Raw genomic sequence first — 14,248 nt, 5'->3', positions numbered from 1 at the left:
CTGGTTGATGAGGGGCAAGGTTGCATGGCGTGGGTTCGAGCGCGCTTTTAGTCAAGAGATTCGGGCAACGATCCGCAGTCCGGTTTTTCACTGGCTAAGTTGGTTATTCCCTTTGATGCTGTTTGTGTTAATCAGCGCTAACTTTTCAGAAGGGACGTTGCTCAATCTGCCAGTCTCGGTAGTGGATAATGATCATAGCCCGTTGTCACGTAGTCTGATACGGAACCTGGATGGCGCTTCTCATGCGCATATTAAATCCTATGATGGCGGATTGCATGAATCTTTTGAACGGCTTGGCAACGCTAAGGATTATTCCCTGCTTTATATCCCGAATAATTTTGAGGCTGATGCCCTCCGGGGGTACCAGCCAACAGTGCGTATGTATTACAACGCACTGTTTTATGGCGCTGGAAGTTATTCTATTCAGGATTTCAGTGGAGTAATGGCGGAAATCAATGCGAAATACCGTTCCGTATTGGCAACGGAGATGGGGCACCAGTTACCTCCGTTAGCCAATGTCACACTTGCTTATGACAGTCTTTTCAACGCCAGTGGTAGTTACATCTATTATCAGCAGTTTGCGGCTACTATCCATTTGTTACAGCTTTTTGTTGTGACTTGCACTATTTACAGCATGTCTCGCGGCAGTACGCTGATGACAATGAAACCGTTTACCTTCGCCCTGTTGGGAAAACTGGCGCCTTATACCCTGTTTTTTACTCTGTTGTTGATTGTGGAGTTGGCGGCGCTGATTGGGGTATTTGATGCAAAAGTGAATGGTAATCCAATATATATGGTGATAGTAGGTTTCTTCTATGTGATTGCCGCCCAGAGTGTTGGCCTGTTGTTATTTACTTTCACTAATAGCGCACTGACAGCTTATAGCCTTATCGGGGTGCTGGTAAGTATCGCGATGACCTTTTCAGGTATGTCAGTACCCGAATTATCAATGATATTGCCGGCGCGGATAATTGCCAATCTTGAGCCTTTGACCCATGCCTTGAATGCGATGTTTGATATTTTTCTGCGTGAGGTTTCTTTGCTGGGTATTTTATCTGTTTGTGCTTCGTTACTGAGCTATCCGGTCGTTTGTTCCCTGCTGGTGCGTAACCGGTTATTGAAACGGCTTAGTCTGCCACAAGGTGGTGAATGATGCAGATGTATTGGCAGACTTTTCGCCGGGTATTAATGGGAATGCTGGAAAAACCCATGTGGATGTTGATGCTGGCTTCCCTGTGTCTGATGAGTTTAGTGTATGTCCGGCCAACAGTATGGGATTTGCCCGTTGCCGTGATCGATCAGGATCACAGCTTCGCCAGTCGTGCTCTGATACGTCAGCTTAATTCCACGGCTAAAATTGCTGTTCACAGCTATGACAATCTGGCTGATGCTCGTCACGATCTGCTATTACGTGAAATTTTTGCGATCATCATCATACCGGCGGATCTGGAGAAAAATATCCTTAATGGAAAAAACATCACCTTCCCGATTTATGGAGATGCAACGAGTCGTCTTGCCAATGGGCAAATTCAGCAAGAGTTGACCTCTGCTCACCGGCAATTGCTGAGTGAATATAACAGCAAATTACTACTGAAATATGGTTTTAGTCCTGAACAGGTAAAACTATTACTGATGCCAATTCGTAGTGAAACTGTTGGGTTGTTCAACCCAGGTGTTAGCTTTGCTGCAATTACCTTTCCTGGTTTGTTGGTGATGCTGTTGCAACACTCTTTACTCATATCTTGTGTGCGGGTCAGTATTACGATGCGCAGTACGCCGAAAGGTAAACCACCATTACCCGTCTATTTAGGGGCATTGTCGGCGTTATTACCCATCTGGCTTTTCCTCTCCATCATATTTTTTGTTCTTTGGCCGTGGGTATTGGGATACCGTCAGGAAGCGCCTATTCCTCTGTTATTAATGCTGACTTTCCTGTTTATGTTATCGGTGTTTGGATTGGGGAAGCTGGTGACAGAATGCATGCGCAGTGTGGAAATGATCTATCTGACGCTTGCCCTTAGCACAACGCCGGTGTTCTATATTTCCGGCACAATCTGGCCGGTACAGGCGATGCCTGATTGGGTGAGGGCAATCTCTTCCGCCTTACCATCCACTTGGGCGACAAAAGCGATTGCAGGTGTTAACCAGATGGGGCTGCCATTACAGAATGTACTGGGAGATATCGCCATGATGCTGATCCTTGGCGTGGTTTATACGCTGCTGGGGATTCTGATCGGGATGGTGCGTAATGGTGAATTTAGGAAAATAACCTATTATTTGCGAAGGATATTTAAGTGATGGCTCAAGCTCTGCTTGTGGTGTCGAGTTATCTTTAACCGAAAAATTGGTACCAATGGTTAAAAGTCTGGCGAATTAATTAGTTAGAAAGGTTATAACGGTTGGACGGGTATTAAATCGAAGCGTAGAAAAGAAATGCGATTGAACGGGTTAAATCAGGGTAAAGTAAGTTTAAATTGGCATATTTAAAGTATCGTGGTTTTTTATAACAAATTCAACATAATAATGTTGTAAGTAACTTGGTTCGTATTCGGTTAAATCATTTACAGGGTCTCTTTTTTTATACCAATTTTTATGCTTGATGGTTTAATTGGTTTATGAAAAAATTTATTCCCAGTTAAAAATGTTATTAAATCTTGCTCCTTTTGGAAAATATATTGCCTAGGCGGATTCGACTAATAAGTGCAGTTTTTTAAATGACATTAACCATTAACAAAAAACTTAAAATAAATCAGCGACAAAAAATATTATCCGAAAAAACATAAAGGAGTATCTGTATACTACAAAGCTATTTACAAGTCTATTTATGAAGATAAAACAAAGGATGGTAACTTATAAAAACTACCCAGAATTTCCAGTAAAACAGCTTCAATAAAGATAAAAATCGAATATTATTAACATTGGTTAAACGTAAAACACAATATACCATGATGATTAAGTTTAATAAAAATCAAGTGTTAAAAGCAGTAAAAACAACGGTTAAGACTTTATTATATCAATTAAAACCAGAGGTTAAAAACCTACCCATCATAAATCTATCAGTAAAAATGAGAAAAAGCATTGGCTTTATTAATGCTTATATCCCCTGTAAAAAGACACATAAGAATATATAATAGGTCATTCAGACAATATATTTAAAAAAAGAACCGGATTTAATAACGTTTTCAATCGGAGAGTGAATTCTTTATCAGCCAATTAAATAATTATTCGTAAAAAATAGGAATAACAAAATCCGCAAATAAATGATTTAATCGAATACGAACTTGTTTACTCGCAGAGTAATTATGTTGCATTTATGATGTGAATCCACCATTCTTTAGTGAATCTGAAAGTTTCATATATTCATATTAAAAAAGTAGTCAATTCCCCACATAATTACAAGCCAATTGGAATATCATATAAATAAAACCATATGTTAACTCCAAATAGCTATCATTAGAATGATATTATTTACCCTACAAGATTATAATGAGTTAAATATAAACCTTTATTAATTAAGCATTAATTAGACAGATCAATATGGATAAATTCCATTCAAACAACATATAATATAAATTTAATTTTCAATTGAATCAATGTATTATAAAGTTTAAATAATTCAAGATATAAAACCCAACCATTCAAAGAATAAAATATTAAAGTTAATTGTGCTTAACGTTTAGATTTAAAGATAAAATGTTATTCTTCAAGTAAACTCATTAACAGTAGAAGCGACTAAACCACTCACTAAAATTGTATTTATGTTGAACGAGAAATAAATTAATAAAATATGGATATAAGTTATTTATTACCTTGAAATTCATCCGTTTTGAACTATATTTATTTTAACCACTCTGAATTATGAAAAAATTAATTTTTATGGGGAATTAAAAATGAGAAAAATTTTTACTAAATCATCAAATCAACAGGAAATTAAAATATACACTGACGATTATGGAACCCAAACGATTATCCTTCCTCCGCAATCTGAATCTAATTCGTTAGATAAATCAGATAGTACCAGTTTTACCATGGATAAAAATGATAAGATATTAACATTGACAAGCAAATCTAAGTATGTCTCTATCTATTGGCCAGAGTTTAGTTCCAACGATAATGGAGAACTCATTGGTAGTGACAAAGTTATGGCAATAAATAATTCTACAGGGATATTAACAATAGACTATCAATCAGAAAAAAGAGATAATACGGTTATTTATTTTGGCTGCGCTGATAGCGCCACATTTGATTTTAGAGACTTAAGCGAATTAGAAATAAGAAACCCAGGAACTGTGTTTATGTTCATAGATTATATTACTTCTGATAAGCCTCCTATACTAACTATGTTAGGAAAAAGCAAATTCAAGATAACACAACCAATGGATATACAACAAGATTCTCCTGCATTTATTTTTTTGGCCAGTAGTATTTCTCTGGAGGACTCATCTGAACTTACTTTTGAAAGTAGTGGACTATTTCTGGGAGATGGTCAATTTAATTACTGTAATATACACATACAAGATAACTCAAAGTTAATGTTAGACAACAACGGTATATTTCCGAAAAGTGGTATAGACATAAGTAAGACACAATTTAATCTTGTAACCGGTTCTCCTTTATTAAAAATATCATCTTTTTCTGGTATTAATTCTCCTCTGGATCTTGATAATATAGAATATCCTGAATGCCTATTTAACTTCATTACTACAAAAGGTGATAATAAAGGAAAAATTATCATTGATGTCATAAATGACCCCAAATTCATCGATAAGATATTTAATAAAAAACTCATAGCTATAAATGGGAAAATAGCAGAAAAAGAGAATTTTAGCGTTAGTTATGGAACTGAAAATCGCCAAGGTAATAGTGTGACAACTACAAAAATATCACTCAAATTATAATATCAATTATTTTATAGAGTAAATATAAACACATGGCCGGCCATAATTAATTTTCCCTTTGTGGTACGACACAAAATAAGATGACGTACCACTCAATATAACTTAACTACCACCTACTGAAGTAGGTGGGTTAGCGCACTTCGGTGCCGACGACTGAAAGTCGTCGAACCACGCACCTCGTAAACGCGCATAGGTCAAAACATTAAAGTCAAAGTCACCGTCTAAAGACGGTGGTTTTAACCTGCAATATGGAAAAATAAAAATCAGCAATATACCATTTGGCTGTACAGAATATAAGATTAGAAAAAAATCTGATTTAATAGATTTTTATCAATAGATAAGCCAAAAAAATCAAACAACCTAACGCCTAAACAACAGTATTAGTTACTTGTTGATAACATCCCTCATATCATTAATTTGTTAATTATAAATATTATTCTATATCTTAGAATTATATTACCCATAAAATAAAAAGGCTACGACTAGAGCGTAGCCATGAATTAAAAAACCATCATACTCGTAAAGCAATTACATATAATTTAATTTGTAAGTTTGCAAAAACTTATTTAAGTTCATGATGAGTTTTCAATAAATTGAAAATACTTAATCTATAAAATTCCATTTCATAAAAATGGTCTATTATAACGCTCTATACATTGTCAAAATAATATTTTCTTTCACTTTCGGATCAGGAGTAACTATCATATGCCTCTGTCCCCCACCTTTAGAATCACCATGAACCGGTTGTCTATTGTTGTAATTATAGGCATCACCAATATTGTACATAACAGCATTGTCATTACTGTATTTATCTTGGAATAGCCAAATATTTTGACGAGCAGGCCCCCTACCTGGAATAGGCATAGTGGCAAGTAGAATTGTATCATCTCGCTTATCCATTGGACCAGTCAATGGAATTAGTAATAAGCCACAAGGGGGTACTTGCGTAGTCTCCACATCAACGATAAAATTATAGTATGGTAGACTATATGGCATTACATGCAACTTTATCGTATCAGGAGGCAAATAATTGGACACAGAAACAATATGTGTTGATTTTAAACTCTCAAGGACTTGTAACGCTTCAATATTATCCATTTTTTCTATCATTTCATTCACCTATATTATTAAAAAATCAAAAAAACATCATAAGATATTGAATAGCATTTATCTTTACATTCAAAACACAATATAAATTCTGACTTAATTAAATTGATAAATTAATCTCTAATCACCTCCTTAATCTCGAAATTGATTGTTGACGGAAAATTTTATCTTCTATTCCACTAAAGTATTATCATTTTTATTTATCATGTTACGTTGTTAATTAAATATAGCCAAAGTTCTAATCTTTTCCACTAAATTTTAAAGTTATTTTATGACATCTTATCCATCTTCATATTGAGACATTGAAAACCACAAAATAATCTATGTAAAAAATAAAATAAGTTAATTATGCCTATAAGAGTGCTAAAAAAATACAAAGCAGAATAATATTCTGATCTTGCTTATTATTATCTCCTAATAAAATTAACCATCCTAGAAATCGTCACGCTCAAATATATTCTCAATTAATTTTGCAATTATTGTAGTATTTACAATTAATTATAGTATTCAGTATATGTTATCCAAAATAAAACCCCCTTCAAAGAATCACTTCATTTGACAATCTACAATAAAGCGTACATGAATTAGAAATTTTATTTTTTGAGATTTAAATCACATATAGGAAAATCGATTGGTTCACTCAACTATCTTAATTGTCTATATGAAAAGAAATAAGATGATAACAGGCTATTGAAATGTGCTGATAGCCTACTTAGCACAGACTTATCCAATAAAACCAATAGATTAAAATTCCAACGAAAATCTTTGGCAGAAGATAATAAAACGATATAATCCTCAGGGCGAGAGCATGAAAGGCTGTATTTTAAACAAATCGCTCAAATAAAGCACTGCCCAATGCTTGAATAGCGTTGAATTGAGTGTTTTTTGTTTATATTTAGATTGTGTTACGTGCAATTTAAGTTCAAAAAACGTTCGTGTTCTCGCCCTGATATAATCCTTCTATACCCTATAGAACTCACACCTTTTCTCTACAATTGAGAAATTATGAGATTGCTAATTTTCATATTAAAATTAATATCGTCTTCTTATAACCAGTTACATTAATAACCCACCAAATACATCTATCCTGACACAGGATTATCACCTATCATTATTTTCTCAATCACAAAGAATTGTTTATCAACTTAAGCAATTTTTTCACCAATTATGATCGAGTAAATCTGCATTCATACAGCATTATTTGGTTAGAAAACGTAATAAACCACTCCCTTATAGTGTTATGATTTATATAAATAAACTATTAAAATATTTTATCAAAAACAGAGAAAAATGCTGATATTAAGTTTCATCCAGCAGTAACAAAATCACAATAAAATAGGTTAAAAGTATCTTGAAATCCACCCATTTTGAACTATATTTACATTAATTCACGTTTATTTAATTACAAAAATAATATCAACTCCTACAAGGGTAGAACAATGAACGAAAAATTTATCTGGTTCCCTGATGAAAATCAATTATACAGTCATGAATACGGCACTCAAAGTATTCCCCCATTACATTCTTTCAATAAAACTCTTGGTTTCACCTTTACAATGGACGCGGGAGAACACAAATTAACACTGGATACCACTGATAACACGAGAAATAATAAAGGAAATAATATTAATTGGCCTTTTTCGCCATTAATTGAACTAAACGAAAGCGACAAAGCCTATAAGTCAGAAAATACAGATGAAATTCCATGGGTAACAATAACTATATCCTCAGGAAATCTTATAATATCTGGAAGTAAAGAAAAACCTGTTAATTTTTATCTGAATAATGAAATTTTTTTATTTAACTATAAAAATAGAATTGAACTACAAAACTCAAGTACCTTTACAATAGAAAACGCCGGAGTTATAGGAATCAGCACCCACACAAATAACGACAAAAATACAGCACCAATACAAGAAAAACCAACAGTGGATATATCAGGGAAAAGTTGTTTTAAGATCCAACAAGTACCAGAAAACATAGAAAACTTTATCTCACTAAATTGTTATTTCTCTATCACTGAATCCGCTCAAGCTAGTCTTGAAAGTCATATTGTCTCTATAGGTGGTGGTAGTATCATCTTACAAGATAATGCACAGATGTTAATAAGCTCCCAAGTATTGGATATAAATAATAAATTGGATAAACAAGATCCCTCTTTACCCAGCACAAATTTCATCCTCAAAGCTGGAGACACTTCATTAAATCTCAATTCCCTGGATGGCATCAATTTCCCATTAGATATTTACAGAGAAGACTACCCTAAAGGTATGTTCAATTTCATGGCTAAAGGGGAAAAGAATACAGGAAAAGTCGTCATTGATGTCGCACCAAAAGATGCTAATGCCTATGGACTTAATACAATGCTCCGCAAAAATTTCACAGCAATTAATGGAAAGATGGTAGAAACCGGAGACCAGATGAAATATTTTGATTTTAATTATGGACAAGATACCCGCAAAGGTAATCAAGTCGGAACTATAACTATTTCTCTTAGAAACCCTCTCCTACATTTGTCTTAGCAAATAGATTCAAGGTACGGTATTGAATACAATGCCGTACTTCTCAGTACCAACAGGTCATCACTACGTTATACACCTATAAGGCTAAAGTGAACCAAACCCATTAGAAGCCCCCTCACACTTACCTATTTTCGCCCTTGCCCCCATTCGGCAACGCTTTCTATACTCCCAATCACCGCTTTCCCCTATCCTGAACGGCGAGGTTTTTCGGAGGCTAATTGATGAAGCAGGAAGTCAATCAATGACACCGTGCCTCATCCGACAGCTACTGCAGGGATCGGATTTTAACTAACAGCCCCAAAATGATGGCCTTGTGCCGAGATACAGCGAAAATTGCCCGCAGCCATGCGAGAGTATTGATTACTGGCGAAAGCGGTACCGGTAAAGAACTAATCGCTAAAGCCATCCATTACAACAGCCCACGGGCAAAAGGACCGTTCATCAAAATCAACTGTGGCGCTTTACCTAAATCTTTACTGGAAAGTGAACTATTCGGCCATGAAAAAGGGGCCTTTACTGGCGCACAGATACAACGTCAGGGGCTATTTGAACGTCCCAATCAGGGCACTCTGTTGCTGGATGAAGTTGGCGAGATGCCCCTAAGCCTACAAGCCAAACTGCTACGTGTATTACAAGAAAAAGAATTTGAACGCTTAGGCGGCAGCCAGACTATTAAAACTGATATTCACTTGATTGCAGCAACTAACCGTAATCTGACTGCTATGGTGGAACGAGGAGAGTTCCGTCAGGATCTCTTCTACCGTCTTAACGTTATCCATCTTTCTCCACCGCCACTACGGGAACGCCCTGAGGATATTCCCCTGCTGGCTCATCATTTCTTGCAAAAATTCAGTGCAGAAAACAATAAAGAAATCATCGGATTGGACGCCAGTACATTGTCAATTCTGGAGGAGTACCACTGGCCGGGTAATGTTCGGTAACTCTCCAACCCCCTTGAACGCGCAGTGATCATGAGTACCGGATTTATTATTTTCCCTGATGATCTACCTGAATATCTGTCATCTGAACAGTCCTCACAGCTAAACTCTGATCACATGCACATTACTCTCCAGTCAGAAAACGGCATTCTGGGCCTTGGCCCCACGGCAGAAGCACATCCCCATCTGGTCAACGCTGGCAGAAAACCTTGTGGTATCCTGCCCGGCGGGCCATATTTGACAGTGCCCTTTCTTTTGCCCTGATCCGCGGTGGTCACATAAACACCTGTGTTCTGGACGGTCTTCAAGTTGACCAGTATGCCAATCTGGCCAGCTGGACGATACCGGGGAAGATGGTACTAGGAATGGGGGGCACAATGGACCTTGTCACTGGCACCCGTAAAGTGATAATTGCAATGGAACACTGTACCAAAGATGGTTCTGCCAAGATTGTTAAGCAATGTACTCTTCCACTTACCGCCATCAACAAAGTCAGCATGATTGTAACTGAGCTGGGCGTCTTCTACTTTGAACAAGGCCTGCTAATCCTGAAAGAACATGCACCAAACGTCACACTAGAAATTCTGCGGGAAAAAACTGAAGCAGAATTTAGCATTGCGCATGACCCCAAAGTTATGCCTATTCCGGTACAGGGGCATGGCCTATGATTAGTCGTATCCTAAATATTCGTGCCATTCACCTCTTATTTTAATAAGTTCAAGAAATATCATCATGGAAAATTTCATGAAGAAACAGTGTGCGGAATGGAAAAATAATTTTCAGATATTTAATATAAATAACTTAATACAAATAATTTAATATAGTTCTGGTTGCAAATTGTTAAATTATTTATTACCACCAACTATACAAAAATAGTTAATCTTCTAAGTTATAAGAACATTTAATTATCTTTGCCTCGAACTAAACTGTCATTAACGCGAATCCAAGGGGATTGTCTTTATAATAATTTAATATATTTATTATAAAATAACATTATTTTATTTGAGGGGAATATATGAGTACGAAGAATGATTTTAAGGCTTTTTCTATTAGCAATAATGCTAACGTAGTAAGCCAAGAAAGATATGAAGAAGAGCAAAGTTTAAAAACTGGGTTTCCTCCAGAGCATATTACCACTCATGTGTTAAATAAGGTATTACGTCAGTCATCAACCATATCATCTGTCGTGGCTAATTTTATAGAGACACAATCTGGCAATGATGTTCTTGATGATGGAAATATAGTTAAACTCACTAATCAATTAAATAAAGCCTTAGAACAAAAGATAGCAACAGAAGTTCCCAGCGCTTCATTAACTCAAAAAGGAATAGTTCAACTCACAGACAAAACTGGCAACAGTAATTCACTTGCAGTCACTCAGAAACTTGTTTCTGATATCAATGATAATGCTAACAATAGATTGGCAAAAAACCAAAATGGCGCAGACATTCCGGATAAAAATGCGTTTGTGAAAAATCTCGGATTGGCGGAAACTGTGAATCTGGCCAAGAATGCCGTGCCGAATAGCAGAAAAATTAACGGCAAGGCGTTGACTGGGGATGTTATTCTGAATGCTGGAGATGTGGAAGCATTTAGGCTCGGATTAACAGAAAGATACACTGTTAATAATCAAGTTCCTTGGAACGCAAACACAGGGTTATATGATTTGCTGAACCCTGGAATAGATTCTTCGCATATCGCTCATTTCAATAATGGCATTGGAAGTTGCCCCGCTTTTCAATTGAGAGTGCAGTACAGAAATGGAGGAATCGCTTATCGCTCTGCCCGTGATAGTTATGGTTTTGAGGAAGATTGGACTTATATTTACACAACAAAAAATAAACCGACTGCGGCGGATATCGGAGCATATACAAAATCTGAAGGTTCTGAATTTATCCAGCCAAAATATGTGACTCAAGCGAATATAACTGATTTTACAGCATGGATAAAATCATTGCCACAGGGCGGTCATGCATTCAGATTTAACGGGGAGCATGGCATTGGCTATTCATGGTCAGGCGGCTATATAACAAGAATGCATGATATATGGGCAGGATTTGTCGCGCATCACGACTATGCCGGTATTAGCTTTATCCACGGAAATGATGGGGGCGGAAATACAAAAGTTAGCCGACTTTGGACAGATAAAAATGCACACCCTGACGCTAACGGCATTCTTAGAAGAGCCAGCCCAGTTGTAGATATTCATCCAGACGGAACTTACCAGTTAACTAGCGAAGCTGAGGGAGTGACTGTTAAGCGTGTAGATACAGGGAAATATCGTATTAGCGGCTGCAACGGTTTTGCCAAAGATGGGGCATGGGGAATTCACGGTGGAACTGTCGTCCCAGCAGACAGCAACGGGTTAAATCTTATTTGGGTTTGCGAATCGGTAGACACATCCAGCGGTAATATAACCATCGAATGTTACCATCGTCAAAACACAGACGCACCGAAATTTGCTCAAAATAAGCGCGTCAAAAGCCTAATGTCAACAGGAGAAATCGTTTATTACAATGATGGTGAACCGTGCGATATTCCAGACGGAAGAGTGATCAATGTTCGTGTGCAAGTACCTGAAAAACCATAATAATGGCAATCAGAGCTTTGTAATCAGGGCTATATAGCCCTGTATTACTGCAACTCATAGCCAGAAGCTCCAGCACTTTCCATTCCTTCCTACAATTTTTCTATTTCGAGTTCCTCTCCAAATCTTTTGGCATCGGGACACAAACATCCAAACGGCAAAATGATAGCCATGCTCATCATGAAAATTGCCGACAAAAAGTTTAAAATTGGCAATGGAGTATTTCATCCGTCATTCCGCACCTAATTCCTGATTTAAAGATAGTGTTATCTTTCGCATGTTTTGTGTATTTATGGATTGCATCTTTGCGGCGGTTTTTTATTTTGGCGTGGATAGCTTTCACCCGGGATTTTTTGTTTGCCCGTTGCGCTTTACCTAATGAGGAGCCCAGCTCGCGGTAGAACCGGCCTGCTGCCAGTGGCTCCCCTTCTGTTGGCATGGCGGTTTCTTTCAGGCCTATACCTTGCAAACCCTGTACGATTTTGAATCCGAATGCCAGCTTATCCGTATTGATACGCCTGAGGCTAAGGATGTCGTCACTTATCAAGGCCGTGGACGCCCAAGTAAAGATAAACAGCCTGATGTTCATTATCAGCTCTCTGGCCGGGTTTACAGCCAGTTGGATAAAGTTGCTGATGCAAGGTTTCCGGTTCCTGAAAAACACGTTCGCTTTCTATTCGATCCTATTAATCACAAGGTATTGAAAGCATGATTAATCGCATTAAAAAATTTTTTTAAGTAAAAGATGTTACATGGTTGAAAAAGGTTTTCGAAAAGTGAGATAAATCGTTAAAGAAAGCTAGGAAGCTTTTCGATTAACCGGATTAATAGAGAGAAAAAGAAAAAGAAAAAGAAAAAGAAAAAGAAAAAGAAAAGGTATTAAAGCTTTTGGATTTTTTATCAAGATCGGATTTAACTCGGTAAATGCAACTTTTTAGCTGCGGATTTAATGGTATTTAATCGAAAATGATTAACCGTTAAAAGAGAGTTGAAAAGAAATCTGCATATAAAAGAATACTATCAGAACAGAATAGGTATTAAAGCGTTTTATCGATGGTTATTTTACGGGTAAAACTCTAAAAACCATGCAATAAAAAAGGAATAAAACGGTTAATGTGGCAGGATTTAAGTGCTGAAAAAGGCGGGTAAAACAGCGTTGGTAAAGATAAAAAATGGAGAGATTTAAGGTTTGTTAAACGTAAAACATGATATTTTATGGTGATTAAATGTAATAAAAAGCCCGTATTAAAAGGAGTGAAAACAAGGATTAAAATTTTACACGCGATTTATTTTACATTTACCTAACCTGACATGATTATTTAAAAATGCAAGTGAAAAGGCATTAAAGCTTTTGGCTTTTTTATCAAGGTCGGATTTAACTCGGTAAATGCGAGTTTTTAGCGGGGGGTTTAATGGTATTTAATCGGAAATGATTAATCGTTAAAAGAGAGTTGAAAAGAAATCCACATATAAAAGAATATTATCCGAACGGAATAGGTATTAAAGCGTTTTATCGACGGTTATTTTACGGATAAAACCCTAAAAGTAATGTAATAAAAAAGGGATAAAACGGTTAATGTGGCAGGATTTAAGTGCTGAAAAAGGCGGGTAAAACAGCGTTGGTAAAGATAAAAAGTGGAGAGATTTAGGGTTTATTAAACGTAAAGCATGATATTTTATGGTGATTAAATGTAATAAAAAGCCCGTATTAAAAGGGGTGAAAACAAGGATTAAAATTTTATACACGATTTATTTTACATTTACCTAACCTGCCATGAATATTTGAAAATGCAAATAAAAAGGTATTAAAGCTTTTGGCTTTTTTATCAAGATCGGATTTAACTCGGTAAATGCGAGTTTTTAGCGGGGGATTTAATGGTATTTAATCGAAAATGATTAACCGTTAAAAGAGAGTTGAAAAGAAATCTGCATATAAAAGAATACTATCAGAACAGAATAGGTATTAAAGCGTTTTATCGATGGTTATTTTACGGGTAAAACTCTAAAAACCATGCAATAAAAAAGGGATAAAACGGTTAATGTGGCAGGATTTAAGTGCTGAAAAAGGCGGGTAAAACAGCGTTGGTAAAGATAAAAAGTGGAGGTGTTTAGGGGTTTTTAAATGTAAAACATGATATTTTATGGTGATTAAATGTAATAAAAATCCCGTATTAAAAGGGGTGAAAACGAGGATTA

9 protein-coding genes and 2 pseudogenes are annotated in these 14,248 nt (G+C 36.3%); 8 read left to right on the top strand and 3 right to left on the bottom strand.

Annotation, left to right across the window (positions count from 1 at the left end; translation table 11 throughout):
- The first annotated feature begins 7 nt into the window (after positions 1-7).
- The 3 genes from ACGF7G_RS06885 (at position 8) to ACGF7G_RS06875 (ending at position 4,898) form a co-directional block, all read left to right on the top strand.
- Positions 8-1,153 carry an ABC transporter permease gene (locus tag ACGF7G_RS06885; protein WP_387464397.1) on the top strand — a complete coding sequence of 382 codons (1,146 nt, stop codon included), beginning with the start codon at positions 8-10 and terminating at the stop codon, positions 1,151-1,153.
- A complete protein-coding gene (locus ACGF7G_RS06880) occupies positions 1,153-2,298 on the top strand; it encodes an ABC transporter permease (RefSeq protein WP_387464476.1) in 1,146 nt (381 codons plus the stop codon). The genes ACGF7G_RS06885 and ACGF7G_RS06880 overlap by 1 nt, the downstream gene beginning before the upstream one ends.
- 1,592 nt (positions 2,299-3,890) lie before the next feature.
- Positions 3,891-4,898, top strand: a complete 1,008-nt coding sequence (locus tag ACGF7G_RS06875; RefSeq protein WP_387464396.1) for a hypothetical protein — start codon at positions 3,891-3,893, stop codon at positions 4,896-4,898.
- A 639-nt stretch (positions 4,899-5,537) separates the two neighbouring features.
- Here ACGF7G_RS06875 and ACGF7G_RS06870 read toward each other — a convergent pair.
- Positions 5,538-6,008 carry a hypothetical protein gene (locus ACGF7G_RS06870; RefSeq protein WP_387464394.1) on the bottom strand — a complete coding sequence of 157 codons (471 nt, stop codon included), beginning with the start codon at positions 6,006-6,008 and terminating at the stop codon, positions 5,538-5,540.
- 1,436 nt (positions 6,009-7,444) lie between these two features.
- Between ACGF7G_RS06870 and ACGF7G_RS06865 the strand changes: the two genes are divergently transcribed.
- The 4 genes and pseudogenes from ACGF7G_RS06865 (at position 7,445) to ACGF7G_RS06850 (ending at position 12,055) form a co-directional block, all read left to right on the top strand.
- A complete protein-coding gene (locus tag ACGF7G_RS06865) occupies positions 7,445-8,527 on the top strand; it encodes a hypothetical protein (protein WP_387464392.1) in 1,083 nt (360 codons plus the stop codon).
- Positions 8,528-8,772: 245 nt separating this feature from the next.
- Positions 8,773-9,540: pseudogene (locus ACGF7G_RS06860) on the top strand (sigma 54-interacting transcriptional regulator); the annotation flags it as partial.
- A pseudogene (locus ACGF7G_RS06855) lies at positions 9,514-10,133 on the top strand (CoA-transferase). The pseudogenes ACGF7G_RS06860 and ACGF7G_RS06855, both read left to right, overlap by 27 nt.
- A gap of 347 nt (positions 10,134-10,480) precedes the next feature.
- Positions 10,481-12,055, top strand: coding sequence for a phage tail protein (locus ACGF7G_RS06850; protein WP_387464390.1), 1,575 nt, complete (start codon positions 10,481-10,483; stop codon positions 12,053-12,055).
- A gap of 199 nt (positions 12,056-12,254) precedes the next feature.
- On the opposite strand, the gene ACGF7G_RS06845 is transcribed toward ACGF7G_RS06850, so the two are convergent.
- Positions 12,255-12,491: a hypothetical protein gene (locus tag ACGF7G_RS06845; RefSeq protein WP_387464388.1), complete on the bottom strand. Its 237-nt coding sequence runs from the start codon at positions 12,489-12,491 to the stop codon at positions 12,255-12,257.
- Between the two features lie 24 nt (positions 12,492-12,515).
- On the opposite strand from ACGF7G_RS06845, the gene ACGF7G_RS06840 reads away from it, so the two are divergent.
- Entirely contained in the window at positions 12,516-12,764 is a 249-nt protein-coding gene (locus tag ACGF7G_RS06840) for a hypothetical protein (RefSeq protein ID WP_387464386.1), read from the top strand.
- Positions 12,765-14,054: 1,290 nt separating this feature from the next.
- On the opposite strand, the gene ACGF7G_RS06835 is transcribed toward ACGF7G_RS06840, so the two are convergent.
- On the bottom strand, positions 14,055-14,248 hold a 194-nt coding region (locus ACGF7G_RS06835; protein ID WP_387464385.1), incomplete at its 5' end, for a hypothetical protein.

Origin of the sequence: Photorhabdus sp. RM323S (genome assembly GCF_042879375.1) — a bacterium.
In the GTDB taxonomy this organism is placed as follows: domain Bacteria; phylum Pseudomonadota; class Gammaproteobacteria; order Enterobacterales; family Enterobacteriaceae; genus Photorhabdus; species Photorhabdus tasmaniensis.
Note: the sequence above shows the minus strand (reverse complement) of the source record. Positions and strands in the feature narration are given on the sequence as shown.